The sequence below is a fragment of the Streptomyces sp. NPDC058371 genome (assembly GCF_042723265.1).
In the GTDB taxonomy this organism is placed as follows: Bacteria; Actinomycetota; Actinomycetes; order Streptomycetales; family Streptomycetaceae; genus Streptomyces.
The window spans coordinates 319,721-345,962 of record NZ_JBHXJC010000005.1 but is presented as its reverse complement, the minus strand read 5'-3'; the positions used below and the strand labels follow the sequence as shown (position 1 = coordinate 345,962).

General features: G+C 69.9%; 21 protein-coding genes. 8 read left to right on the top strand and 13 right to left on the bottom strand.

The genetic code is table 11. The annotated features are described in order from the left end of the window. Positions 1-97: 97 nt before the first annotated feature. Positions 98-1,084: a heme o synthase gene (locus tag ACFWM2_RS18825; RefSeq protein WP_383281113.1), complete on the bottom strand. Its 987-nt coding sequence runs from the start codon at positions 1,082-1,084 to the stop codon at positions 98-100. A 356-nt stretch (positions 1,085-1,440) separates the two neighbouring features. On the opposite strand from ACFWM2_RS18825, the gene tkt reads away from it, so the two are divergent. From tkt to pgl, 5 genes are read left to right on the top strand one after another with little or no spacing between them, the layout of a single operon-like run. Beyond that, a complete protein-coding gene (tkt, locus tag ACFWM2_RS18820) occupies positions 1,441-3,528 on the top strand; it encodes a transketolase (protein WP_383280596.1) in 2,088 nt (695 codons plus the stop codon). Positions 3,529-3,562: 34 nt separating this feature from the next. Continuing rightward, positions 3,563-4,681: a transaldolase gene (gene tal / locus ACFWM2_RS18815; RefSeq protein WP_383280593.1), complete on the top strand. Its 1,119-nt coding sequence runs from the start codon at positions 3,563-3,565 to the stop codon at positions 4,679-4,681. A gap of 1 nt (position 4,682) precedes the next feature. Then, complete coding sequence (gene zwf / locus ACFWM2_RS18810) at positions 4,683-6,209, top strand: glucose-6-phosphate dehydrogenase (protein ID WP_383281110.1); 1,527 nt, start codon at positions 4,683-4,685, stop codon at positions 6,207-6,209. After that, positions 6,206-7,249: a glucose-6-phosphate dehydrogenase assembly protein OpcA gene (gene opcA, locus ACFWM2_RS18805; protein ID WP_383280590.1), complete on the top strand. Its 1,044-nt coding sequence runs from the start codon at positions 6,206-6,208 to the stop codon at positions 7,247-7,249. The genes zwf and opcA overlap by 4 nt, the downstream gene beginning before the upstream one ends. Further along, positions 7,246-8,028 carry a 6-phosphogluconolactonase gene (pgl, locus tag ACFWM2_RS18800; RefSeq protein ID WP_383280587.1) on the top strand — a complete coding sequence of 261 codons (783 nt, stop codon included), beginning with the start codon at positions 7,246-7,248 and terminating at the stop codon, positions 8,026-8,028. The genes opcA and pgl overlap by 4 nt, the downstream gene beginning before the upstream one ends. Positions 8,029-8,153: 125 nt before the next feature. On the opposite strand, the gene ACFWM2_RS18795 is transcribed toward pgl, so the two are convergent. The 5 genes from ACFWM2_RS18795 to ACFWM2_RS18775 all read right to left on the bottom strand — a co-directional run bounded on the left by ACFWM2_RS18795 (position 8,154) and on the right by ACFWM2_RS18775 (position 14,816). After that, entirely contained in the window at positions 8,154-8,993 is an 840-nt protein-coding gene (locus ACFWM2_RS18795) for a carbohydrate ABC transporter permease (protein WP_383280584.1), read from the bottom strand. Further along, on the bottom strand, positions 8,990-10,348 hold the full coding sequence (locus tag ACFWM2_RS18790; RefSeq protein WP_383280581.1) for an ABC transporter permease subunit: 1,359 nt from the start codon (positions 10,346-10,348) through the stop codon (positions 8,990-8,992). Before ACFWM2_RS18790 ends, ACFWM2_RS18795 begins: the two co-directional genes overlap by 4 nt. A 5-nt stretch (positions 10,349-10,353) precedes the next feature. Beyond that, the gene (locus ACFWM2_RS18785; protein WP_383280578.1) at positions 10,354-11,679 is read right to left on the bottom strand and encodes an ABC transporter substrate-binding protein; all 1,326 of its coding nucleotides are present in this window, start codon (positions 11,677-11,679) and stop codon (positions 10,354-10,356) included. Between the two features lie 54 nt (positions 11,680-11,733). Next, positions 11,734-13,407 carry a glycoside hydrolase family 13 protein gene (locus ACFWM2_RS18780; protein WP_383280575.1) on the bottom strand — a complete coding sequence of 558 codons (1,674 nt, stop codon included), beginning with the start codon at positions 13,405-13,407 and terminating at the stop codon, positions 11,734-11,736. Positions 13,408-13,544: 137 nt separating this feature from the next. After that, positions 13,545-14,816: an ABC transporter substrate-binding protein gene (locus ACFWM2_RS18775; protein ID WP_383280573.1), complete on the bottom strand. Its 1,272-nt coding sequence runs from the start codon at positions 14,814-14,816 to the stop codon at positions 13,545-13,547. Between the two features lie 240 nt (positions 14,817-15,056). On the opposite strand from ACFWM2_RS18775, the gene ACFWM2_RS18770 reads away from it, so the two are divergent. The 3 genes from ACFWM2_RS18770 (at position 15,057) to ACFWM2_RS18760 (ending at position 18,840) form a co-directional block, all read left to right on the top strand. After that, positions 15,057-15,572, top strand: coding sequence for a PadR family transcriptional regulator (locus ACFWM2_RS18770; protein WP_383280570.1), 516 nt, complete (start codon positions 15,057-15,059; stop codon positions 15,570-15,572). Continuing rightward, on the top strand, positions 15,569-16,315 hold the full coding sequence (locus tag ACFWM2_RS18765) for an ABC transporter ATP-binding protein (protein WP_383280567.1): 747 nt from the start codon (positions 15,569-15,571) through the stop codon (positions 16,313-16,315). The genes ACFWM2_RS18770 and ACFWM2_RS18765 overlap by 4 nt, the downstream gene beginning before the upstream one ends. A gap of 233 nt (positions 16,316-16,548) precedes the next feature. After that, positions 16,549-18,840: an FtsX-like permease family protein gene (locus ACFWM2_RS18760; protein WP_383280564.1), complete on the top strand. Its 2,292-nt coding sequence runs from the start codon at positions 16,549-16,551 to the stop codon at positions 18,838-18,840. Positions 18,841-18,871: 31 nt separating this feature from the next. On the opposite strand, the gene ACFWM2_RS18755 is transcribed toward ACFWM2_RS18760, so the two are convergent. The 7 genes from ACFWM2_RS18755 to ACFWM2_RS18725 form a co-directional block, all read right to left on the bottom strand. Next, the gene (locus ACFWM2_RS18755) at positions 18,872-19,789 is read right to left on the bottom strand and encodes a hypothetical protein (RefSeq protein WP_383280561.1); all 918 of its coding nucleotides are present in this window, start codon (positions 19,787-19,789) and stop codon (positions 18,872-18,874) included. A 214-nt stretch (positions 19,790-20,003) separates the two neighbouring features. After that, on the bottom strand, positions 20,004-21,659 hold the full coding sequence (pgi, locus tag ACFWM2_RS18750; RefSeq protein ID WP_383280559.1) for a glucose-6-phosphate isomerase: 1,656 nt from the start codon (positions 21,657-21,659) through the stop codon (positions 20,004-20,006). 71 nt (positions 21,660-21,730) lie between these two features. Next, positions 21,731-22,993, bottom strand: a complete 1,263-nt coding sequence (locus tag ACFWM2_RS18745; RefSeq protein ID WP_383280556.1) for an MFS transporter — start codon at positions 22,991-22,993, stop codon at positions 21,731-21,733. Between the two features lie 134 nt (positions 22,994-23,127). Further along, positions 23,128-23,463, bottom strand: a complete 336-nt coding sequence (locus ACFWM2_RS18740; RefSeq protein WP_078637775.1) for an RNA polymerase-binding protein RbpA — start codon at positions 23,461-23,463, stop codon at positions 23,128-23,130. A 236-nt stretch (positions 23,464-23,699) separates the two neighbouring features. Continuing rightward, positions 23,700-23,936, bottom strand: coding sequence for a preprotein translocase subunit SecG (secG, locus tag ACFWM2_RS18735; RefSeq protein ID WP_383280551.1), 237 nt, complete (start codon positions 23,934-23,936; stop codon positions 23,700-23,702). Positions 23,937-24,062: 126 nt separating this feature from the next. Continuing rightward, positions 24,063-24,818, bottom strand: coding sequence for a triose-phosphate isomerase (tpiA, locus tag ACFWM2_RS18730; RefSeq protein ID WP_383281107.1), 756 nt, complete (start codon positions 24,816-24,818; stop codon positions 24,063-24,065). A gap of 41 nt (positions 24,819-24,859) precedes the next feature. Next, complete coding sequence (locus ACFWM2_RS18725; protein ID WP_383280548.1) at positions 24,860-26,071, bottom strand: phosphoglycerate kinase; 1,212 nt, start codon at positions 26,069-26,071, stop codon at positions 24,860-24,862. Between the last annotated feature and the right edge of the window lie 171 nt (positions 26,072-26,242).

The following is a 26,242-nucleotide window of genomic DNA, read 5'->3' as shown; positions in this document are numbered from 1 at the left end:
CTACAGGATTTGCGTGTTGGGGGTGTTTTTTTTTCTCCCCCCCCCCCCCCGCCCGTCCCGCGGAACGTCGGAAGAAGACGTCGGGAAGAAGAGGGGCCTACCGGAGGAAGGGGTCCACCGCGACCGCCACGAACAGCAGCGAGACATAGGTGATGGACCAGTGGAACAGCCGCATCTCCTTGAGCTTGCCGCCCGTGGCCTCGGACCTGGCGCGGTTCTGCAGCGCGTGCGCCTCCCACAGCCACCAGCCGCCGGCCACCAGGGCGACCGTCGTGTAGAACCAGCCGGTGTAGCCGAGCGGGGTGAGCAGCAGCGAGACAGCGACCATCACCCAGCTGTAGAGGACGATCTGCCGGGCGACCACCCTGTTCGAGGCGATGACGGGCAGCATCGGCACGCCCACGCGCGCGTAGTCGTCCTTCACCTTCATGGACAGCGGCCAGTAGTGCGGCGGCGTCCAGAAGAACATGACGAGGAAGAGGACGACCGGCGCCCACGACAGCGAGTTCGTCACCGAGGACCAGCCGATGAGGACCGGCATACAGCCCGCGATACCGCCCCAGACGATGTTCTGCGAGGTACGGCGCTTGAGGATCATCGTGTAGACGACGACGTAGAAGAGGAGTGCGCCGAGGGAGAGCCAGGCCGAGAGCCAGTTGACCGTCAGGCCGAACAGCAGCGTGGACACCGCGGCGAGCGAGAGGCCGAAGGCCAGGCACTCGCGCGGGCTGACCATGCCGGTGACCAGCGGCCGCCGGTTGGTCCGCTCCATCAGGGCGTCGATGTCACGGTCGATGTACATGTTGAGGGCGTTGGCACCGCCGGCCGAGAGATAGCCGCCGAGGCAGGTGAGGAGCACCAGCTTCAGGTCGGGCACACCCTGCTCGGCCAGGAACATCACCGGCACGGTCGTGATCAGCAGCAGCTCGATGATCCGCGGCTTGGTGAGCGCCACGAACGCCTTGAGACGGGCCCCGAACGGCCGCGGGCCCCGGCTGCTGCTCGCCTCGAGCTCCCCCACAGCCGGATAGGCGCGGGAGGTGGCCCCACCCAATGGACGGGATTCGACGGCCGTCACGCACACCCCTGACAGAGACATCCCAGCAAGCCCCCAGGTGTGAACTCCCCGTAAAGGCTCGCGCGTACCACGCCACTGTAGACGTTGCCCATACCCCGACATTCGCGGGGGTGGGGTCGTGTTGGGCGGTACGACGAGAAGAGCTGAGGGCCACTCGATTGAGCAGTCGGACGAACGGCTCCGTATTCACTTGCCGAACAGGGAACACGCCGGTCGGGAGGCGGATCTCCGTCAGTCCCGGCAGTCTGGAATGAGTCGAAAAAACGCACGTACTTACGGGGGTAGGCTCGACAACGGCCGGTGGGCGCCGAGCGCACCGGCATTCGACATGTGGAACATGTGGAGAGGAGCCCTGACCCAGGGTGAGCACCAAGCCGACCACCACAGACCTCGAGTGGACCGAGTTGGACCAGCGGGCCGTCGACACCGCCCGCGTCCTGGCCGCCGATGCCGTACAGAAGGTCGGTAACGGCCATCCGGGTACGGCGATGAGCCTGGCGCCTGCCGCGTACACCCTCTTCCAGAAGGTGATGCGGCACGACCCGGCCGACCCCGACTGGACCGGACGTGACCGCTTCGTGCTGTCCGCGGGCCACTCGTCCCTGACCCTCTACACCCAGCTCTACCTGGCCGGGTTCGGCCTGGAGCTGGAGGACCTCGAGTCGTTCCGTACGTGGGGCAGCAGGACCCCCGGCCACCCCGAGTACGGGCACACCCCCGGGGTGGAGACGACGACAGGACCGCTCGGCCAGGGTGTCGCCAATGCCGTGGGCATGGCGATGGCCTCCCGTTACGAGCGCGGTCTGTTCGACCCGGACGCGCCCCAGGGCGAGTCCCCGTTCGACCACTTCATCTACGCGATCGCCGGTGACGGCTGCCTCCAGGAGGGCATCTCCGCGGAGGCGTCCTCCATGGCCGGGCACCAGAAGCTCGGCAACCTGATCCTGCTGTGGGACGACAACCACATCTCGATCGAGGGCGACACCGAGACCGCGGTCTCCGAGGACACGGTCAAGCGGTACGAGGCGTACGGCTGGCATGTGCAGCGGGTGGCCCCGAAGCCGGACGGCGACATCGACCCCGAGGCGATCTACAACGCCATCGAGGCCGCCAAGACCGTGACGGACCGGCCGTCGTTCATCGCGATGCGCTCGATCATCGCCTGGCCCGCCCCGCATGCGCAGAACACCGAGGCCGCGCACGGCTCGGCGCTCGGCGAGGACGAGGTCGCGGCCACCAAGCGCGTCCTGGGCTTCGACCCGGAGAAGTCCTTCGACGTCTCCGACGAGGTGCTGGCCCACACCCGCGCCGCCCTCGACCGCGGCCGTGAGGCCAAGGCCGAGTGGGAGAAGGGCTTCGCCGCCTGGCGCACCGCCAACCCGGAGCGCGCCGCCGAGTTCGACCGCGTCGCCGCGACCGAGCTGCCGGCCGGCTGGGAGGAGAAGGTCCCGGCCTTCGAGGCGGGCAAGGCCGTCGCCACGCGTGCCGCGTCCGGCAAGGTCCTGCAGGCGCTCGGCGCGATCATCCCCGAGCTGTGGGGCGGCTCGGCCGACCTGGCCGGCTCGAACAACACCACGATCGACAAGAACTCCTCGTTCCTGCCGGCCGGCAACCCGCTGCCGGGTGCCGCCCCGTACGGCCGCACGATCCACTTCGGTATCCGCGAGCACTCGATGGCCGCGGAGATGAACGGCATCGCGCTGCACGGCAACACCCGTATCTACGGCGGCACCTTCCTGGTGTTCTCCGACTACATGCGCAACGCCGTACGCCTGTCCGCGCTGATGCACCTGCCGGTGACGTACGTGTGGACGCACGACTCGATCGGCCTCGGCGAGGACGGCCCCACCCACCAGCCGGTCGAGCACCTGGCCTCGCTGCGCGCCATCCCCGGCCTCAACGTCGTCCGCCCGGCCGACGCCAACGAGACCGCCATCGCCTGGCGCGAGATCCTCAAGCGCTACACCAAGGTGTACGGCAAGGGCGCCCCGCACGGCCTCGCGCTGACCCGTCAGGGCGTGCCGACGTACGAGGCCAACGAGGATGCGGTCAAGGGCGGTTACGTCCTGTTCGAGGCCGAGGGCGGCACTCCCGAGGTCGTCCTCATCGGCACGGGCTCCGAGGTGCACGTTGCCGTCGAGGCGCGTGAGCAGCTCCAAGCCGCGGGCATTCCGACCCGAGTGGTGTCGATGCCGTGTGTGGAGTGGTTCGAGGAGCAGGACCAGGGGTACCGGGACAGCGTCCTGCCACCGTCCGTGAAGGCGCGGGTCGCGGTGGAGGCCGGGATCGGTCTGACCTGGCACCGGTTCGTCGGGGATGCGGGTCGCATCGTTTCCCTGGAGCACTTCGGTGCTTCGGCCGACGGCAAGGTGCTCTTCCAGGAGTTCGGATTCACTGCCGAGAACGTAGCCGACGCCGCCCGGGAATCGATCGCCGCAGCCACGCGCTGACGCTGACATACGACACGTAGGAGATGCAATTTCGATGACAGACGCACTCAAGCGCCTCTCCGAAGAAGGCGTCGCGATCTGGCTGGACGACCTGTCGCGCAAGCGGATCACGTCCGGCAACCTCGCCGAACTGCTCGACCAGCAGCACGTCGTGGGTGTCACCACCAACCCCTCGATCTTCCAGAAGGCCATCTCGCAGGGCGACGGTTACGACCAGCAGGTCTCCGACCTCGCCGCCCGCAAGGTGACCGTCGAAGAGGCCATCCGGATGATCACGACTGCGGACGTCCGTGACGCCGCCGACATCCTGCGCCCGGTCTTCGAAGCGAGCGGCGGTCAGGACGGCAGGGTCTCGATCGAGGTCGACCCGCGACTGGCCCACAACACCAAGGCCACCGTCGCCGAGGCCAAGCAGCTGGCCTGGCTGGTGGACCGCCCGAACACGCTGATCAAGATCCCGGCGACCAAGGCGGGCCTGCCCGCGATCACCGAGACGATCGGCCGGGGCATCAGCGTGAACGTCACGCTGATCTTCTCGCTCGAGCGCTACCGCGAGGTCATGGACGCCTACCTCTCGGGTCTGGAGAAGGCCAAGGCCGCGGGCCTCGACCTCTCGAAGATCCACTCGGTGGCGTCCTTCTTCGTGTCCCGCGTGGACACGGAGATCGACAAGCGGATCGACGCCCTGGGCACGGACGAGGCCAAGGCCGCGCGCGGCAAGGCGGGCCTCGCCAACGCCCGGCTCGCCTACCAGGCGTACGAGGAGGTGTTCAGCGGCGACCGCTGGACCGCCCTCGACAAGGCGCAGGCCAACAAGCAGCGTCCGCTGTGGGCCTCGACCGGCGTCAAGGACCCGGCGTACAAGGACACCATGTACGTCGAGGAACTGGTCGCGCCGAACACGGTGAACACCATGCCGGAGGCCACTCTGGAGGCCACCGAGGACCACGGAGAGATCACCGGCAACACCATCTCCGGCACGTACGAGCAGGCCCGCGCCGATCTCGACGCGGTCGAGAAGCTCGGGATCGCGTACGACGACGTGGTCCAGCTGCTGGAGGACGAAGGCGTCGAGAAGTTCGAGGCGTCCTGGAACGACCTGCTCAAGTCGACCGAGGCGGAGCTCCAGCGCCTCGCCCCTTCGGAGGGCTGAAATCTTGTCGAGCAGCAATCCGCTGCGTGACCCCGCAGACCGACGGCTCCCGCGTATCGCGGGGCCGTCGGGCCTGGTCATCTTCGGCGTCACGGGCGATTTGTCACGTAAAAAGCTGATGCCTGCGGTGTACGACCTCGCCAATCGCGGACTGCTGCCACCGGGCTTCTCGCTCGTCGGCTTCGCCCGGCGCGAGTGGCAGGACGAGGACTTCGCGCAGGAGGTCCACGACGCCGTCAAGGAGCACGCGCGCACCGAGTTCCGCGAGGAGGTCTGGCAGCAGCTCATCCAGGGGATGCGCTTCGTCCAGGGCACCTTCGACGACGACGACGCCTTCGAGAACCTGAAGGCGACGATCGAGGACCTCGACAAGGCGCAGGGCACCGGAGGCAACTTCGCCTTCTACCTCTCCGTACCGCCCAAGTTCTTCCCCAAGGTCGTGCAGCAGCTGAAGAAGCACGGCCTGGCCGACCAGGAGGGCGGCTCCTGGCGGCGCGCGGTCATCGAGAAGCCGTTCGGCCACGACCTCAAGTCGGCCGAGGAGCTCAACGCGATCGTGCACGAGGTCTTCGCCCCGGACCAGGTCTTCCGCATCGACCACTACCTGGGCAAGGAGACCGTCCAGAACATCCTGGCGCTCCGCTTCGCCAACCAGATGTTCGAGCCGATCTGGAACCGGTCGTACGTCGACCACATCCAGATCACCATGGCCGAGGACATCGGCATCGGCGGCCGCGCCGGCTACTACGACGGCATCGGCGCCGCCCGTGACGTCATCCAGAACCACCTCCTCCAGCTGATGGCGCTGACCGCCATGGAGGAGCCCGCCTCCTTCGACGCCGACGCGCTGGCCGCCGAGAAGACCAAGGTGCTCGGCGCCGCCAGGCTGCCGAAGGACCTGGGCAAGAACACGGTCCGCGGGCAGTACGCGGCCGGGTGGCAGGGCGGCGAGAAGGTCGTCGGCTACCTCCAGGAAGACGGCATCGACCCCAAGTCGAAGACCGACACCTTCGCGGCCGTGAAGCTGGAGATCGACAACCGCCGCTGGGCGGGCGTCCCCTTCTACCTGCGCACGGGCAAGCGCCTGGGCCGCCGTGTCACCGAGATCGCGGTCGTCTTCCAGCGCGCCCCGCACTCCCCCTTCGACCACACGGCGACGGAGGAGCTCGGCCAGAACGCGATCGTCATCCGCGTCCAGCCGGACGAGGGCATCACGGTCCGCTTCGGCTCCAAGGTGCCCGGCACCTCCATGGAGATCCGGGACGTGTCCATGGACTTCGCCTACGGGGAGTCGTTCACGGAGTCGAGCCCCGAGGCGTACGAGCGCCTGATCCTGGACGTCCTCCTGGGTGACTCGAACCTCTTCCCGCGCACCGAGGAGGTCGAGCTGTCCTGGAAGATCCTCGACCCGATCGAGGAGTACTGGGACAAGCACGGCAAGGCCGCGCAGTACCCCGCGGGCACCTGGGGCCCCGTCGAGGCGGACCAGATGCTCGAGCGAGACGGACGGAGCTGGCGCCGGCCATGAAAACAGATCTCACGGACACCACGGCCAGCAAGATCAACAAGGCGCTCGTCCAGGGCCGCCGGGCCATCGGCACGCCGGCCGTCGGCATGGTGCTCACCCTCGTCATCGTCACGGACGAGGAGAACGCCTACGACGCCCTGAGGGCCGCCAACGACGCCTCGCGCGAGCACCCCTCGCGCACGCTCGTGGTCATCCGGCGCGTCTCGCGCTCGCCCCGCGACCGCACGAAGTCGCGCCTCGACGCCGAGGTGCGGCTGGGTGTGGAGGCGGGCACCGGCGAGACGGTCGTCCTGCGGCTCTACGGCGAGGTCGTGGACCACGCCCAGTCCGTGGTCCTGCCGCTGCTCCTGCCGGACGCCCCGGTCGTCGTCTGGTGGCCGGTGAACGCACCGAGCGATCCGGCCAACGACCCGCTGGGCGCGCTCGCCCAGCGCCGGGTCACCGACACCTACGCCTCCGAGCAGCCGGTACGGGAACTGGGCGCCCGTGCCGACGCCTACACCCCCGGTGACACGGACCTGTCGTGGACCCGCATCACGCCCTGGCGCTCGATGCTGGCCGCGGCCCTCGACCAGGTCACCTGCGCGGTGGACGCGGTCGAGGTGGAGGGCGAGGAGTTCAACCCGAGCTGCGAGCTGCTCGCCATGTGGCTCGCGGACCGGCTGGACGTCCCGGTCAAGCGTTCGGTGTCGTCCGGGCCCGGCCTCACCGCCGTACGGATGGCCACGGACTGCGGTCCGATCGTCCTGGACCGTGCCGACGGCTCACTGGCGACACTGTCCATCGAGGGCCAGCCCGACCGTGCCGTGGCGCTCAAGCGCCGGGAGACGGCCGAGCTGATCGCGGAGGAGCTGCGGCGGCTCGACCCGGACGACACCTATGCGTCGGCGCTGCGGTACGGGGTGGACCGGCTGAGCACCGGCTCCGCCGAGGACCCGGCGGAGGATTCGGGCGCGGTCAAGGCGCCGGCCAAGCGGACGGCGAAGGCGCCCGCCAGGAAGGCCGCCAAGGCACCGGCCAAGAAGGCGGCCGCCAAGTGAGTACTCCGCAGCTCGTCGTCCACCGCGACAAGGAGCTGATGGCAAGGGCGGCCGCGGCCCGGCTGGTCACGAAGATCGTGGACGCGCAGGCCTCGCGCGGTTTCGCCTCGGTCGTGCTCACCGGCGGGCGCAACGGCAACGGCCTCCTCGCCGCCCTGGCCGACGAGCCCGCCCGGGACGCGGTCGACTGGAGCCGGCTCGACCTGTGGTGGGGCGACGAGCGGTTCCTGCCCGAGGGCGACCCGGAGCGCAATGTCACCCAGGCCCGGGAGGCGCTGCTGGACTCGGTGCCGCTGGATCCCGCGCGGGTCCATGCGATGCCCGCGTCCAACGGCCCGTACGGCGCCGACGTGGACGCCGCGGCCGAGTCGTACGCCGCGGAGCTCGCCAAGGCCGCGATGCCCGAGGACCACGGTCCGGTGCCTGTCTTCGACGTCCTGATGCTGGGCGTCGGGCCGGACACCCACGTGGCCTCGCTGTTCCCGGAGCTGCCCGCGGTGCGCGAGACGGAGCGGACGGTGGTCGGCGTGCACGGTGCGCCGAAGCCGCCGCCGACCCGGATCACGCTCACACTGCCCGCGATTCGCTCCGCTCGGGAGGTGTGGCTGCTCGCGGCCGGCGACGACAAGGCGGAGGCCGCTGCCATCGCCCTGTCGGGCGCGGGTGAGGTGCAGGCACCGGCCGCCGGTGCCTATGGCCGCTCGCGCACCCTGTGGCTGCTGGACTCCGCGGCGGCCTCGCAGCTGCCGCGGTCGCTGTATCCGCCGGCGTCGCCCTGAGGCCACGGGGCTCCGCCCCGGACCCCGCTCCTCATTCGCCGGAGGGGCTGTTTCTCAGCCCCTCCGGCGATTGAGAGCGAGCGCGTCAGCGCGACACGGATGGCCGGGGGCGGGGTGGGGGAACATCACTTCACCGACCCCGCCATCACCCCCTGCACAAAGTGCCGCTGGAACGCGAAGAACACCGCCACCGGCACGATGAGCGAAAGAAACGCCCCCGGCGCCAGCACATCGATGTTGCTCCCGAACTGCCGTATCTGCGACTGGAGTTCCACGGTCAGCGGCTGCGAGGAGCTGTCGGCGAACAGCAGGGCGACCAGCATGTCGTTCCACACCCACAGGAACTGGAAGATCGCGAGGCTGGCGATGGCCGGCCGCCCCACCGGCAGCACGAGCCGGGTGAAGATACGCCACTCACCGCCCCCGTCCATCCGCGCCGCCTCCAGCATCTCCCGCGGTATCTCCGCGAAGTAGTTGCGCAGCAGGAAGATGGCGAACGGCAGCCCGTAGGAGACGTGGAAGAGGACGACGCCCGGAATCGTCCCGAACAGCCCCAGCTGACCGAAGAGTTTGGCGACCGGCAGCAGGCCGATCTGGACGGGCACCACCAGCAGCGCCACCACGACCAGGAACACGGTGTCCCGGAAGGGGAACTCCAGCCAGGCGAAGGCGTATCCGGCGAGCGCCGCGATCACCACCACCAGGACCGTCGTCGGCACCGAGATCAGCACGGTGTTCCAGAACGCCTGGGTCATCCCCGCATTGCCCAGCAGGGCCGAGTAGTTGTCGAAGGACAGCTGCGCCGGGCTGGTGAGACCGGTCCACCAGCCGCCGCTCGCGGTGTCCTGGGCGGACCGCAGCGAGGACAGGAACAGTCCGGCGAGTGGGGTGACCCAGATCAGGCCGACGATCACGAGGAACGCCTGAACCAGGCTGCCGGCCAGCCATTTGCGCACCGCGCTCATCGTGAACTCCTTCGGAACCGGCGGACGTTGAAGACCATGGCCGGGATGACCAGCAGCAGGAGCAGCACTCCGAGGGCGCTGCCGAGGCCCTGGTTGTTGCCGCCGCCGAAGGACACCAGCCACATCTGGGTGGCGAGCACGGTGGCGTCCTCCTGCACCGGCCCCGGCGCGATGATGTAGACGAGGTCGAAGACCTTCATCACGTTGATCACCAGCGTCACGAAGACCACGGTGAGCACCGGCGCCAGCAGCGGCACGGTGATCCGGCGGAAGATCTGCCACTCGTTGGCGCCGTCCATCCGGGCCGCCTCCAGGGCGTCGCGCGGCAGTGCGGCGAGTCCCGCGCCGATGAGGACCATGGCGAAGCCGGTCCAGATCCACAGGTAGGCGCCGATGATGGCGGGCGTGACGAGCGCGGGACCGAGCCAGGAGACACCCTCGTACGGCGGGGCGAAGTTCGCTGCCGGCAGCCGCACCGTGTACGAGCCCGGGCCCAGGTCCCCGAAGCGGAAGGACCCGTCGCCCGCGGTGGTGGTGCTCGCGACCGTCTTCCCGTCTCGCACCGCCTCGACCTTCATCTCGGGAAGGCCGCTCTCGCGCCGGTCGACCTTGCCCTGTTCCCCTCCCCCGCCGGGCGTGAAGTCCAGGTAGACGACACCGCGCAGCTCGTCCGCGCCCGCCGTCTTCCCGGCCGCCGCGTACGCGGGCTCGGCGCCCGTCGGCAGGTCCTTGGGCAGGACGCCGACCAGCCCGAGTCCGACCGTGTGGCCGGGGGTCGCGGCAGCGGTCGTACGGTACGAGCCGTCGGAGCCCTTGGTCAGGCCCTGGCCGTCGCGGGCGCGGGCGGTCGGGTAGGAGGAGGCGCCCTTGAAGGTGTCGTGGACGCCGACCACCGCGGCGTTCAGGACGCCCTTGTCGGGGTCCTCGTCGTAGGCGAGCCGGAAGATGATGCCGGCGGCCAGGAACGACACCGCCATCGGCATGAAGAGCAACAGCTTGAACGCGGTGGCCCAGCGGATCTTCTCGACGAGCACGGCGAGGACGAGGCCGAGCGCGGTGAGCAGGGTCGGCGCGACGACGACCCAGATGGTGCTGTTGCGGATGGCCTTGATCGTGGCCGGGTCGCGGAACATCTCGGTGTAGTTGTCGCCGCCCACGAACCGGGTGCCGGAGGCGTCGAAGAAGCTGCGCCCCACGGAGAAGAGCACGGGGTAGACGACGAGTGCGCCGAGCAGGAGCAGGGCGGGGAGGACGAAGGCCAGGGCGATGATCCGGCCGCGGCGCCGGGCGCGCCGCCTGCGGTCGGGCACGCGGACGGGCGGCGGGCTCGTCTCCTTCAGGAGGGTGGCGGTCACGGCGATCAGTCCTGGTAGGCCTTGGCCGCCGCGTTCTCCAGCGCGGCCGCGGTGGCCTTCGGGTCCGAGGGGTCGCGCAGGAAGTCCTGGAGGAGCTTCCACTCGCCCGTCCCCTTGGTCCCGCCGAAGGCGGCCGGGGCCTGGTCCGACATGTCGAAGCGGACCGAATCCCCGGCGGTTATCAGGGACTTGGCGGTCTCGCGGGCGATGTCGTCGCTGTAGGAGGCGAGGTCGACCTTCTTGTTCGGGGACAGGAAGCCGCCCGCCTCGGCCCACACGGCGGACGCCTCCGGGGTGGCGAGGTACTCCAGGAACCGCATGGCGGCCTTCTGGTCCTTGCCGTCCTTGAGGACCACGGCCGCGTCACCGCCGCTGACCACGGGCGCGGTGCCGCCGCCCACCGCCGGGAAGGGGAAGAAGTCCGCGTCCTGGCCTATCTTCCGGCCGAACTGGTCCTTGGCGACGCCGGCGACGAAGTCGCCCTCGTAGACCATGCCCGCCTCGGGCTTCGGCCCGAACACCTTCTCGACGGAGCCCGGGAAGTCGGTGTTCAGGGCGCCCTTCTGGCCGCCTGCCAGCAGCTGCTTGTCCTGGAAGAGCTTGCCGAGGGTGGTGAGGGCCCGCACCACGCTCGGGTCGGTCCACTTGAGCTTGTGCGCGGCCAGTGCGTCGTACTTCTCGGGTCCCGCCTGGGAGAGGTAGACGTTCTCGAACCAGTCGGTGAGGGTCCAGCCGTCCTGGCCGGCCACGGAGAAGGCGGCGAGACCCGAGTCCGAGACGGTGTGCCCGGCCTTCAGCATCGCGTCGTACGTGGTGGGCGGCTTGACGCCGGCCTGGGCCAGGGCGTCGGGGCTGTACCAGACGGTCGACTTGTGGGCGGCCTTGAAGTAGAGGCCGTAGAAGGTGTCGTCGACGCTGCCGTACTTCTTCCAGACATGCGCGTAGTTGGTGTCGACGGACTTCTCGACGGTCTTCGAAAGGGGCTTGAGCCAGCCCTTCTTCGCGAACTGCTGGAGGACGCCGACCTGCGGGACCATCACCACGTCGGGCGCGTTGCCGCCCTCGATCTTGCTGCCGACGACCGTGGAGACGTTGTCACCGGTGGAGACGAACTGGGTCTTGGCGCCGGTCTTCTCGGTGAAGGCGTCCAGCACCTTCTGGAAGTTCTTCTGCTCGCTGCCGGACCACACACCGGCCACGGTGATCGTCCGGCCGCCGAGCTCCTTGCCACCGCCTCCGGCAGCGACCGGGCCGCCGCCGCAGGCGGTCGCGCCGAGGGCCAGGGCGAGGGCGGTGCAGCTCGCGAGCAGGGTCGTACGTCGTCGCATCATCGTTGATGTCCCTTCAAGGGGCGGGTACTTGACGTCGGATCAGGCGGAGGTGTCTCAGGGGTTGGTGCAGTCGCTGATCCACCAGGCGGCCGTTGAGCCGGGCAGGACCCCGGCCGGGCAGGGACCGCTGGACAGCAGGGGGGTGCCGGCGACCGGCGCGGGCGTCGGCGCCGTACCGAAGTTCACGGCGCAGACCAGGCCGTCGCCGCGGACGAAGGCGAGGATGCCGGGCGGGGCGTCCAGCCAGCGCAGCGCGCCCTCGCCCAACTGGGGCAGCCCGGCGCGCAGTTGGAGCCCATCGCGGTACAGGTGCCAGAACGAGCGGGTGTCGGCGAGCGCTCGGTCGGTGGCGTACTCGGCGAAGTAGGCGGGCTGCGGCAGCCACGGTTTGGCGCCCTCGGCACCCGAGGTGAAGCCGAACGGCGAGGCGTGCCCCGACCACGGCAGCGGCACCCGGCAGCCGTCGCGGATCCGGGCGCGGCTGCCCGTGCGCCGGAAGATCGGATCGGTCAGCACGTCGTCGGGCAGGTCGACGACCTCGGGCAGTCCGAGCTCCTCGCCCTGGTAGATGTACGCGGCTCCGGGGAGCGCCAGCATCAGCAGGGCGGCGGCGCGGGCGCGGGCGGCGCCGAGGCCGCTGCCCTCGGTGCCGGACTCGCCGTAGCGGGTGACGGTACGGACCTGGTCGTGGTTGTTGAGTACCCAGGTGACGGTGGAGCCGGTGCCCGCGATGTCCTGCATGGCCTCGGAGATGACCTTGCGGAAGGCGTCGGCCGCCCAGGGGGCGCCGAGCAGGTCGAAGAAGAAGGCCTGGTGCAGTTCGTCGGGGCGTACGTAGTCGGCGTGTTCGCGGGCGGTCGGCACTGAGACCTCGCCGACCAGCAGCCGCTCGCGGCCGTCGCGCGCCGCGTACTCCTCGCAGACGGACCGCCAGTGGCGCCAGACGTCGTGCACCTCGGGCCGGTTCCAGGCGAGCGGGTTGACCGAGTCCCGGGTCCGGGCGTCGGCCTCGGGGTCCGGGGAGTCCGGCAGGCCGGGGTGCTTGAAGAGGCCCGCGGCCACGTCGATCCGGAAGCCGTCGACGCCGCGGTCGAGCCAGAACCGCAGCACCTGGTCGAAGTGGGCACCGACCTCGGGGTTGCGCCAGTTCAGGTCGGGCTGCTCGGAGGTGAACATGTGCAGGTACCACTGGCCGGGCCGGCCGTCCGCCTCGGTGACGCGCGACCAGGCGGATCCGCCGAACATGGCGTGCCAGTTGTTGGGCGGTTCGGCGCCGTCGGGGCCGCGTCCGTCGGCGAAGTGGAAGCGGGCGCGTGCCGCGCTGCCGGGCTCCGCCGCGAGCGCTTCGCGGAACCAAGGGTGCTCGCTGGAGCAGTGGTTGGGGACGATGTCCAGGAGCACCTTGACGCCGAGACGACGGGCGTCGGTCATCAACAGGTCGAACTCGGCGAGGTCGCCGAAGAGCGGGTCCACGTCGCAGTAGTCGGCGACGTCGTAGCCGTGGTCGTGCTGCGGCGAGGGATAGAAGGGGCTCAGCCAGATGCCGTCGACCCCGAGCTTCTTGAGGTACGGCATGCCCGCCCGGACCCCGGCGAGATCGCCGATGCCGTCCCCGGTGCTGTCCAGGAAGCTGCGGACGTACACCTGGTAGATCACTGCGTCGCGCCACCAGCGGTGCGTGTTGAGGCTCACCCGTTGACCTGTCTGTGCGTGCCTTCGGTTATGCATGCATGTTAAGTAGGCGTGTCGCACAGGTGTCAACGAGTAGGCAGACCCAGTTGGGAAGTTGGGCAGCCAAATGCTGATATATCGGTCGCGGAATCGCGAGATGGGATGCTCTCGTTACCTAACAGGTAACTATTGCTCTAGCGGTGAGAGACGGCCGCCAGCTCGCGGGCCAGCCGGCGCACCGCGGCGGCGGGCGTCTCGTGCCCGGTCATGGCGTCGCGCACCACGGCCTGCACGACCAGGCTGACCTGGTCGTAGTGCGGGCTCTTGGGACGCGGGGCCGCCGCGAGGACGCTCTCGCGCAGGGTGGGCAGATAGGGGAACCGCCGGATCAGCTCCGGGTCGTCGTAGAGCGAGGCCCGCACGGGCGGCAGCGCGCCCTTGGTGAGGACCTGGCGCTGGGCCCGTTCGCCGGTCAGATACGCGAGCAGACGCGCGGCCGAATCGGGGTGCCCCGCATGGGAGTTGACGGCGAGGTTGGAGCCCCCGAGCACGCTCGCGCCCGGCCCGTCGGGCCCGGGCAGCGGTACGGCTCCGATCTTCCCGGCGACCGCGGAATCCTTGCCGGAGGCGCTGACGTAGGCATAGGGCCAGTTGCGCAGGAAGAGGAGGTGGCCGTCCTGGAACGCCTGCTTGGACTCCTCCTCCTTGTACGACAGCGCCTTCTTCGGGATCCATCCCTCGCGCACGCCCCGGGCGAGGAAGCCGATGCCCTCGCGGGCCGCCTCGGAGTTGACGGTGACGCGCTCGCCCTCGTCACCGAGGATCGTGCCGCCCGCCGAGTAGACCGCTTCCGCCGCGTTCACGGTGAGCCCCTCGTAGGGCAGGAACTGGCCGGCGTACCCGTCGAGCCCGTACTTCGGGGCGAGGGTCTTCGCCTGCTCCTCCAGCTCGGCCCAGGTGCGCGGCGGCGGTACGCCCTCCTTGGCGAGGACGTCCTTGCGGTACAGGAGCAGACCGGCGTTGGTGACGTAGGGAACCGCGTACAGCTCTCCGTCGTACGTCGCCGTGTCCACGACCGGCGGCAGGAAGCTGTCGAGCGGGAAGCGGGTGCGGGGCAGCGGGGATATCCAGCCCGCTGCGGCGAACTCCGAGGTCCAGGCGACGTCGATGTTGAGCACGTCGAACCGGCCACGGTCGCCGTCGCGCAGATCGGTGGTCATCTGCGCGTGCGTCTCGTCGGCGGAGTCCGGCAGCTCCACGAGCGTGACCTTCTCGCCGGGATGCGTGCGGTTCCAGCCGTCCAGCAGCGGACCCAGATAGCCGGTGAGGTCACCCGCGGTCGCCAGGGTGAGCGGTCCGCGGCCGGTGCCGTGCGCTCCGCCGGCGGGTGCGCCGGAGGCGACGTAACCGGTCAGGACCACCGCGAGGACGAGGAGACCCCTACCGGCGGCATGGATCCACCGCATAGGTTCCTCCCTGTACACCGGCGCCGGGCACCTTCGCCCACCGTCAGACGCCATGTATACCTGTTAGGTATGGGCGATACTAGGGTCTGTCTGATATTTCCCGTCGTCGCCCGGAGCGCGGCAGACGGGAATTGTCAGACAGGCCCTAGGGCCTGCGACACATTGGCATCCGGCCATACCGGGTGACAACACCCGGCACGGGGTCGGGGCGGACACAAGGATGCGAGGAGGAGAGCGCGGGTGCGGCTGCCCCTCCTGGCCCTGCTGGCGCGTGGGCCGGCCCACGGGTACGAGCTCAAGCAGGACCTTGAGCAACTGCTGGGCTCCGCGTACCCTCAGCCGAACGTCGGCCAGATCTACGTCACGCTCGGCCGCCTCGAGAAGTCGGGACTGATCGAGGGCGAGGAAGTCGAGCAGTCGAGCCGGCCCAACAAGAAGATCTACCACCTCACCGATGCCGGGCGCGAGGCGCTGCACGCCTGGTACGAGGAGACGGCGGACGAGCCGCGGGTACGGGACGAGTTCTTCATGAAGCTCGCGCTCGCCCCGACGACCGGCCTCGCCGACCGGGTCGCCCTCATCAACAAACAGCGGCGCCAGTATCTGAACACCATGCGCAATCTGTCGAAACTCGCCACGGCCGAGAACCGGGACAACCGCATCTCCCACCTGTTGATCGAGGGCGCCATGCTGCATCTGCAGGCCGACCTCGACTGGCTGGAGCGCTGCCAGGAGGAACTGGAGGAGCTGGAATGAGCCACACCGCTCCTTTGCTGCGCGCCGAGGGTCTGGTCAAGACCCATCACGGCGCGGGCGCCCCGGCGCATGCCGTCCGCGGGGTGGATCTCGCCGTGCGGCAGGGCGAGTTCGTGGCGGTGACCGGGCCGTCCGGCGCCGGCAAGTCGACGCTGCTGCATCTGCTCGGCGGGCTGGAGCGGCCGGACGGCGGCAGCATCTGGCTGGACGGCGAGTGCACGGACGCGTACAGCGAGGCCCGCTGGGCGGTGGAGCGCAGGCGCCGGATCGGCATCGTGTTCCAGTTCTTCAACCTGGTGTCCGACCTGTCCGTCGCCGACAACGTCGAACTGCCCGCCCTGCTCGCCGGCCTCTCCCCCAAGCAGGCCCGCGCCGAGCGCGAGCGGCTGCTGTCCGAGCTGGGCCTTCAGGGCAAGGAACGCAGCATGCCGGGTGAGCTGTCCGGCGGTGAGCAGCAGCGGGTCGCCCTGGCCCGGGCGCTGGTCAACCATCCGTCCCTGCTGCTGGCCGACGAGCCCGCGGGCAGCCTGGACAGCAAGGGCACGCGCGAGGTGATGCGGCTGCTGTCCCGTTTCCACCAGCGCGGCCAGACGATCGTGCTGGTCACCCATGACGCGCGGCTCGCGAGCGCCGCGGACCGGGTGATCAGCTTCTTCGACGGCCGCATCGCCGACGACGCCACTCTCGACGGCACTCCGTCGCGCGGCGCCGGCCTCTCCGGCGTGCTGGAACTGAGGGACTGATCGGCGTGCACGACCAGCTGGGACACCGCGCGCGGCTGTGCTGCGCCGCCCCTCACGAACGTGCGCTCCACCTCGGCCTCCGCGGGCCGCTCCCCAACCGTCCGGCGCGTGCGCGGCTGTGCTGCGCCGCCCCTCACGAACATGCGCGCCACCCCGGCCTCCGCGGTCCGCTCCCCAACCGCCCCGCCCGTGCGCGGCACCTCCGCTCCCGTCGGCCGAGGGGCTGACGCGGCGTGCGGGCCACTCTGCGCTGGGCGCATGCCGATCTGCGCACGCATCGGGGCGAGGCGCTGTTCATCGTGCTGGCGACCGCGGGCATCGTCGCCTCACTGCTGCTGGCCGCCGCGCTCTTCGGCTACGCGACGAACCCCTGGCAGCGCGTCTTCACGCAGTCGCACGGCGCCCACGTCTGGATCCACACCGGCCCCTCCGCCGACGCGGGGCGCCTCGCGAAGCTGGACGGCGTCGAGTCCGTAGCGGGCCCGTACCGTACGGCGTCCGCGACCGTCGAGTCGCGCGGCACCCGTGCCTCCGTCGAGCTGCGCGGCGCTGTCGACCGGCCTGCCACCGGCCGTCCCCTGCTCGCCTCCGGCCGCTGGCTCGACCCCGCCCGGCCCGACGGTGTGGTGCTGGAGGACAGCCTCGCCCACGCCTTGTGGGCCGAACCCGGCGACACCCTCACCGTGCCCGGCAGCCACCGGACCCTGACCGTCCTGGGCGTGGCCGACAGCGCCGAACCCCGCTACAGCTCCGGCGAGCGCCCCGGCCTCGTCTGGGCGCTCCCGTCAGCGGTGCAGCGCACCGACCAGCACGCGGGCCAGGTCATCGGCCTGCGTCTGAACGATGCCGGTGACACGGACTACGCGGTCCAGCGCGCCGTCACGACGCTCGGCGCCGGCGCGGTCACCCAGGTCTCCAACTGGCAGCAGGCCCGCTCCGAGGCCCAGGGCGACAACCGGCTGCTGGGGCAGGTGCTCGGACTGTTCGGCCTCGGCGCGCTGCTCGCCGCCGCGCTCGCGGTGTACGGCGCCATCGGCACCCGTATCCGAGGTCATCTACGCGACATCTCCGTACTGAAGGCGATCGGGTTCACCCCCGGCCAGGTGGTGCGCGTCTTCCTGCTCCAGCACGTGGCGTACGCGTCGCTGGGCGCCCTGGCCGCGGCGACGCTCGCACAGGCGCTGGGCAGCCGGATCCCGGGTCGCCTCGGGGACGCGGTGGGCGTGTGGCAGGGGCTGCCCGGCCACACCGCGGCACTGGTCGCGGTGCCGGTCGGCGCGGTGCTGTTCATCGGCGCGACGACCGGGATCGCGGCCTGGCGGGCCGGCCGGGTCCCCCCGGTGCCGGTGCTGCGAGCCGCGGCCCCGCCGGGCGGACGCCTCTCGGGCGTGGCACGCCGGGCCCTCGGACTACGGCTGCCGCCGGCTCTCGTACTCGGCTGGCACAAGGCGTTCCCGCGCCGGCCGCGCGCGCTCGCCACGGTCGGCCGGCTCGCCCTGCCGCTGCTGCTGATGGTCGTGGCGCTGAGCGCGTGGACCACCATCGACCGCTTCCAGACCAGGCCCGAGCAGATCGGTCTCGCGGCCGCGCTCACGGCGCACGCGGACACGAGTCTGAACGAGCCCGCGGCACAGTCACTGCTCGCCCGGAACCCGCAGGTCTCCGCCGTGCACCCGGGCGCCGAGGTGGCCGCCCTGGTCCCGGGACAGACGGCCACGATCGCGCTGCGCGGACTCGGCACCCACCAGGACCCGTACCCGTTCACACTCGCCGAGGGGCATCCGGCTCGCGGCCCCGACGAGGCGGTGGCCGGTCAGGGACTGCTCGATCTGCTGGACGCGCATGTCGGGGACTGGGTGCGGATGACCGTGGGCGCGCAGCCGCAGATCCTGCACATCGTCGGCCGCAGCATCGAACCGGAGAACGGCGGCCGGGTCATCTCAACCTCGCTCGACACCCTGCGGGAGAACGACCCGGCGCTCCGCCCGACCCTCTACCAGCTCCAGCTGCGGCCCGGCGCCGATCCGGACCGGGTCGGCGCCCAGCTGACCGCGGCCGGGCACGGCCACCTGGACGTGCACACCGTCACGAACCCGGCCGACGGCCTCTCACCGCTGCGCGGAGTCGTCGTGGGACTGATCGCCGTCCTGGCCCTGATCGGTCTCATCGAACTGCTCACCGTGATCGGCGGCACCGTGCGCGAGGGCGAGCGGGATCTGCTGGCGCTCAAGGCCATCGGGCTCTCCCCACGGCAGATCACGGCCGTCACAGTCACGGCCACCGCCTGCACGACCCTGGCCGCCATCCTCACCGGCACGGCGCTGGGACTGCCCCTCGCGCACTGGCTGATCGACGCCCAGGGCGATTCGAGCGGCATCGGCGCCGGCATCGCCCGGGGACCGTCCCTCCCGCTACTGCTGTTGTTCGGTACGGCCGCGGTGGTGGGCGCCGCCGCACTCGCCGCACTCCCCGCGGCCCGCTCGGCCCGCCGCCGTCCCGCGGACACGTTGACCGCGGTCGCCTGACCGGGCTCCGCGTCACCAGTGACCTGAGACGTCAGGACCCGTACGGATTCCGCTGGTTGTACGGGTACGGCGCGGGTTGCGGGTGCGGCGGCCCGTACGGCTGCGGCGGCCCATAGGGGTTGCCAGGTCCGTACGGCGCCGGCGGGATCCCCTGCCCATAGGGACCCGGAGCGTACGGAGGGCCCTGCGGCGGTACGAACCCGGGTGGCTGCGTGTACACCGGAGCCGGCTGCGGCTGCGACGCCGGGTGCGTGCGCAGCCGTATCCCGTAGTGGCGCCGCAGCCGCCGCATCTCCAGCGCGGCGATGCTCGTCACCGTCACCGGCGCGCCCAGGATGAAGACGATCCCCATCGTGAGGCTCAGCCCGTGCAGATCACCGGTGACCAGGTCGGGGATGGCCATCAGCCAGGTGGTCACCGTGGCGAGCAGCGGCGGCAGACAGCGGTGCACGGCGGCGGAACCGAAGAAGTTCCCGGACAGCGTCACAGCCCCGTACGCCGCGAAGCCGGTCAGCCACATCGCCGTCAGGCCGAGCACCGCCAGCAGGATGCCGCCGAGTGCCATCGACAGCTGCCACAACAGCACCGTCCCGGCGACCGTGGCCACGAAGAGCAGCAGCAGCTTGAAGGAGTTGAAGAGAGACGACCGCAGCTGGCGGATCCGACCGGTGCGCCGCCAGACGAAGAGCATCACGCACACCGTCAGAGGCGTGATGAACAGCAGGACGACGGCGGCCGTCAGGATGTTCTCCAGGACCTCGGTGAAGTCGAACTTGCCCTGGACGAAGGTGTACACGCCGAACGCCGCGACCGCTCCGGCGATGACGCGCACCCGCTTGAGCCGCTCCACCGAGGGGTCCACCGACGGCGGAATCCACGCCGGATGGAACACCGCCTGCGCCACGGCCTTGGGCTGCAGAACCGATCCCGCCGACAGCGGACCGCTCAACCATCTCCTGCGCGAACCAGTCAACTTCCGCTCCCCCGAGCCCTGGGCACAATGATCGCCTGGGATTTTACGGGAAGCGGGCGGGCTCCCGCCGCCCGCTTCCCGCACCAACAGCCGCGTTCCCTACCGACTGCCGCGTTTCCGTATCGACTTCCGCTTTTCCGAACCGGCCGCCGCTTTCCGTATCAACTGCCGCCTCCTGCGGCCCGGTTCACTACTTCCGGCCGCGCAACTCCCGATAGGTGGCGACCAACGCCTTGGTGGACTCGTCGAGTCCGGGGACGTCGGCGCCTTCGGTCAGCGCGGGCTCGACCCGTTTGGCGAGGACCTTGCCGAGCTCGACGCCCCACTGGTCGAAGGAGTCGATGTTCCAGATCGCGCCCTGCACGAACACCTTGTGCTCGTAGAGCGCGATCAGCTGGCCGAGGACCGAGGGGGTCAGCTCGCTCGCCAGAATGGTCGTGGTGGGGTGGTTGCCCTTGAACGTCTTGTGCGGGACCAGCTCCTCGGGCACCCCTTCGGCACGCACCTCGTCCGGCGTCTTGCCGAACGCCAATGCCTGCGTCTGCGCGAAGAAGTTCGCCATCAACAGATCGTGCTGAGCCGCGAGTTCATCGCTCAGCTCGGCGACCGGGTTGGCGAACCCGATGAAATCGGCCGGGATCAACTTCGTGCCCTGGTGGATGAGCTGGTAGTAGGCGTGCTGGCCGTTGGTGCCGGGCGTGCCCCACACGACCGGGCCGGTCTCCCACTCCACGGGCTCGCCGTCCCGGTCCACCGACTTGCCGTTGGACTCCATGTCCAACTGCTGCAAGTAGGCGGTGAACTTGGACAGGTAGTGCGAGTACGGCAGCACCGCGTGCGACTGCACATCATGAAAGTTGCCGTACCAGACACCCAACAGACCCAGCAGCAGTGGTGCGTTGGACTCGGCCGGCGCGGTACGGAAATGCTCGTCGACGAGGTGGAAGCCCTCGAGCATCTCCCGGAACCGGTCCGGGCCGATCGCGATCATCAGCGACAGACCGATCGCCGAGTCGTACGAATAACGCCCGCCGACCCAGTCCCAGAACTCGAACATGTTCGCCGTGTCGATCCCGAAGTCCGCGACCTTCTCACCATTGGTCGACAGCGCCACGAAGTGCTTCGCGACCGCCTTGTCCTCGCCGCCCAGCCCGGCGAGCAGCCAGGTCCGCGCCGAGGTGGCGTTGGTGATGGTCTCGATCGTGGTGAACGTCTTGGACGCGATGACGAACAGCGTCTCCGCCGGGTCCAGATCACGCAGCGCCTCGTGCAGATCGGCGCCGTCCACGTTCGACACGAACCGCAGCGTCAGCGAACGGTCCGTGAACGCCTTCAACGCCTCATACGCCATCGCCGGCCCGAGATCGGACCCACCGATCCCGATGTTGACCACGTTCTTGATGCGCCTGCCGGTGTGACCGGCCCACTCGCCCGAACGGACCCGCTCGGCGAAGCCGGCCATCTTGTCCAGCACCGCGTGCACCGCCGGCACCACATTCTCGCCGTCCACCTCGACCACCGCATCACGCGGCGCCCGCAACGCCGTGTGCAGCACCGCCCGATCCTCGGTCACATTGATCTTCTCGCCCCGGAACATCGCATCCCGCAACCCGAACACACCGGTGGCCGCGGCGAGGTCACGCAGCAGCCGCAGCGTCTCGTCGGTGACCAGGTGCTTGGAGTAGTCGACGCGCAGATCGCCGACCTGGAGGCTGTACCCGCTGCCGCGGCCCGGATCGGCCGCGAACAGGTCCCGCAGATGGGTCTCCCCGAGCTCTTCGCGGTGCTTGGCGAGAGCGGTCCATTCGGGTGTCTGGTTGAGCCTGGTACGGCTGTCTGCGTTCATCTCGGACTCCGCCTTCTTTCCTGCGTGTGCTGCTGCGTACCTTGCCCCGCTGCCGGTCCCAACCTAATTGATCAGGGCTTGACGCGAGCTGTCGTAGCGCCGTCGTCCGGCTCAACAACAGATACGTCCGGCTTGAGCGCGGGTATCAGCGCGGTGACGGAGAGGACGAAGAACGCGGCCGCCAGCAGCGCCGGAGTGTTCAGACCCCAGGTGGTGGCCACGGCACCACCGAGCAGTGCGCCGAGCGGAGCCCCCGCGACGGACAGGGTCCGGAACGCCGAGCTGACGCGGCCGAGCATGCCGGCGGGGCTGCGCTGCTGCATCAGGGTCGTCGTGTTGACGTTCCACACCATGCCCATGAGTCCGAAGACGGCCAGGCTCCCGGTCAGCGCGGCCAGGCTGCGGACCGAGCCCATGACCACGAGTGCGCCGATCTGCACCGCCCCGGCGAGAAACACGCCGCCGATCCGGCCGAGCCGGTCCACGACCCAGCGGTTCACCACGCCCCCGGCAAGACTGCCGACCGTGTACGCGGTCATCGCCGCGGCGAATCCCGCGTTGCCCGCGTCCAGCCAGCCCGTCACGAGGAGCACCAGTGTGGCGATGAGGGCGCCCATGCCGATGTTGCAGAGGGCCGTGGCCGCGCACAGGCCGCGCAGAGCCCGGTCGCGCCCCAGGACACGCAGGCCCGCCGCGATCTCGCCGCGCAAGGTGCTGCCCGCCGGTCTCGGTTCGCGCTCCGTGGCGCCGACCCGCAGGGATGCCACCAGCGCGGCCCCGACGAGGAAGGTCACCGCGTCGGCCAGAAAGGGGGCGGCCGCCCCCACGAGGAGCAGTACGGGCACGAGTGGCCCGGCCAGCAGACCGCCGGCGATGCGCTGCCCGGTCATCAGACGCGCGTTCGCACTGCCGAGCGCCTTGCGGTCCACGAGGACGGGCAGCAGGGCGGTGGAGGCGTTGTCGAAAAGGGTCTGGAGGGTGGTCAGCGCGAATGCCAGCGCGATCAGCAGCCCGATCGAGACGTGCCCGAGAACGACCGCGGCGGCGAAGGCCGCCATCAGCAAGCCCCGCAGCGCGTCCACGGTCCACATCGCGCGACGCTGGTCCACCCGGTCGGCGACGGCCCCGCCGAGGAGCCCGAAGACGATCCAGGGGAGATAGCCGCAGGCGGTGACGGACGCGATGAGCATCGGCTCGTCGGTCAACGTCGCGGCGAGCAGCGGCAACGCGGCCGTCCGCAGGGCGTCTCCGAAACTGGAGAGGACGGCCGCGCTCCACAACCGCCCGAATCCCCCGCGCCACGCAGGCACCCGCATGTCCCGCACGTCGGCCATGGCCGCGTCACCCCCGGTTCCGCTGATGCAAGAACCGTAGAGGGCACCACTGACAATCGGCCTCGGCACATCGGCCGAGCCGTGCAAAACACGTCCGGCCAGACACCCTTGGGTGCCCGGCCGGCTGTCAACTCCTAGATCTCGCCCCGCAGTTTGGCGAGCGCCTCGGCGAGAATCGCCTCGCCGTCCGCATCGCTGCGCCGCTCCCGTACATACGCGAGGTGCGTCTTGTACGGCTCGGTGCGCGGTGGGGCCGGCGGATTGTCCCGGTCCTGTCCGGCCGGAAAGCCACAGCGCGGGCAGTCCCAGGTCTCGGGAACCTGCGCGTCGCTGGCGAAGCTGGGCTGCGTCTCGTGCCCGTTGGAGCACCAGAAGGAGATGCGCAGCCGCGGCGCGGACTCGCCGCGCTCGGCCTCGCCCATCGGCCCCGCCCCGACCCGGCTTCCTCGGATCGCGTTGCCACTTGCCACGGTCGTAACTCCCTGCGTAATGGTGCCGCGAAGCGAGTCGGCGTGACGCTTCGCTGCGAGCGCCTCAGTCTACGTAAGGCCCAACGCGCGTCCAGTGATTGGAGTTACACCCCCGCCCCTAGACGCAAGCCCCATGATAGGCCGCGCTGGGAGGCGCGTACCGGACATGGGGCCTTACGTGCGGAATGTACGTGCGTAATGTGCTCTTGTGATGCCGTACCGATGTCAGCCGGTGATCAGTTGTTGGCCTTCATCAGGATGCCGAGCACGATGATGCACGCGAACCAGCCCACACCGAGCACCACGGTGATGCGGTCGAGGTTGCGCTCGGCGACCGAAGAGCCACCGACGGACGACTGCATACCGCCACCGAACATGTCGGAGAGGCCGCCACCCTTCCCCTTGTGCATCAGCACGAGCAGCATCAGCAGCAGGCTGAAGACGATCAGGGCGATCGAGAACCCCAAAACCACGGCTGGACCAACTTCCTCGGAACTGGATGGACGACGGGGGCCGAAGCTCTCTCGGTGAGGTCGAAACGCTCACTCCCAGAGCCCACGGCCCCCGCAAGGGTACGACGGATCGCCGCTAGCGCCTACTCACTGGTCGCGGAAGCGGACGATCTTGACGAACTCGTCGGCGTCGAGCGACGCACCGCCGACCAGGGCGCCGTCGATGTCGGGCTTCGCCATGATCTCGGCGACGTTCCCGGACTTCACCGAGCCGCCGTACTGGATGCGGACCTGGTCGGCCAGCTCCTGGGAATACAGCTCGGCCAGCTTGGCGCGGATCGCGGCGCAGACCTCCTGGGCGTCGTCGGCGCCGCAGACCTTGCCGGTGCCGATGGCCCAGACGGGCTCGTACGCGATCACGATGGACTCGGCCTGCTCGGCCGGGATGTCCTTGAGGCCGCCTTCGACCTGGGTGAGCGTGTGCTCGACGTGGCTGCCCGCCTCGCGGACCTCCAGCTCCTCGCCCACGCACAGGATCGGGGTCAGACCGTGCTTGTAGGCGGCCTTGACCTTGGCGTTCACGATCTCGTCGGTCTCGTTGTGGTACTGCCGGCGCTCGGAGTGGCCGACCGCCACGTACGTGGCCTTGAGCTTGGACAGCATCGAGCCGGAGATCTCACCGGTGTACGCACCTGAGTCGTGCGCCGAGAGGTCCTGGGCGCCGTACTTGATCTTGAGCTTGTCGCCGTCGACCAGGGTCTGCACGGAGCGCAGGTCGGTGAAGGGCGGCAGGACGGCGACCTCGCAGGCCTCGTAGTCCTTGTCCGCGAGGGCGAAGGCGAGCTTCTGGACGTGCGCGATGGCCTCGAGGTGGTTGAGGTTCATCTTCCAGTTGCCCGCCATCAGCGGCGTGCGCCCAGCAGAAAAAGATGCAGCCATGTAGGTCAGTCCTCCAGTGCGGCGAGGCCGGGGAGCGTCTTGCCCTCGAGGTATTCGAGGGAGGCGCCGCCACCGGTCGAGATGTGGCCGAATGCCGTCTCGTCGAAGCCCAGGGTGCGGACGGCCGCGGCGGAGTCGCCGCCGCCGACGACCGTGAAGGCCGGGGAGTCGAGAAGGGCCTGGGCGACCGCCTTGGTGCCCTCGGCGTAGTCGGGGTGCTCGAAGACGCCCATCGGGCCGTTCCAGAAGACGGTGGCCGCGTCGGTGAGCTTCGAGGCGTACAGCTTGCGGGTCTCAGGACCGATGTCGAGACCCATCCCGTCGGCCGGGATGGCGTCCGCGGCGACGGTGGTGGGGTGGGAGGGGGCCTTGGTCTTCAGGTCGGGGAACTCGGCCGCGACCACGACGTCTACGGGGACGATCAGCTCGACGCCGTTCTTCTCGGCGCGCTGGACGTACTCGACGACGGCCGGGATCTGGTCCTCCTGGACGAGGGAGGCGCCGATCTCGTACCCCTTCGCCTTGAGGAAGGTGAACGCCATGCCGCCGCCGATGAGCAGCCGGTCGGCCTTGCCGAGGAGCTCGTCGATGACGGCGAGCTTGTCGGAGACCTTGGAGCCGCCGAGCGCGACGACGTAGGGCCGCTTGACGTCCTCGGTGAGCTTCTTCAGGACAGCGACCTCGGTGGCGATGAGGTAGCCCGCGTAGTGCGGAAGGCGCGCCGGCAGGTCGTACACGGAGGCGTGCTTGCGGTGCACCGCGCCGAAACCGTCGCCTACGTAGACATCGGCCAGGGCCGCGAGCTGGTCGGCGAACTCGCCGCGCTCGGTGTCGTCCTTGGACGTCTCACCCGCGTTGAAGCGCAGGTTCTCGATGACCGCGACCTGGCCGGGCTGGAGGCCGTTCACCGCGTCGTGCGCGGCGGGGCCGATGGTGTCCTGGGCGAACGCGACCGGGGCGCCGAGGAGTTCGGCGAGCCGCTCGGCGGGCTGGAGGAGCGAGAACGCCGGGTCCGGGGCGCCCTTGGGGCGGCCCAGGTGCGAGGCGACGATCACCTTGGCGCCCGCTTCCGCGAGGGCCTTGACGGTGGGCAGGACGGCGCGGATGCGGCCGTCGTCGGTGATGAGGCCGTCGGCCAGCGGCACGTTCAGGTCGGCGCGGACGAAGACCCGCTTGCCGTCCACACCGTCGGCGAGAAGTTCGTCGATCGTCTTCATGAAGGGACTCCTAGGAAGGCTCTTTGATCCGAGAGGGCTGATCGATCACCACGTGCGACAGGGCCCGGGGGGGGGGGGGGGGGGGTGTCCGGGGGACTTGTTTTTACCGAGAGGGATGGGTTCCGGGAGTTGGGGGGGGTCGCGAAGAAGAAAACTGGGGGGGGGAGGTGG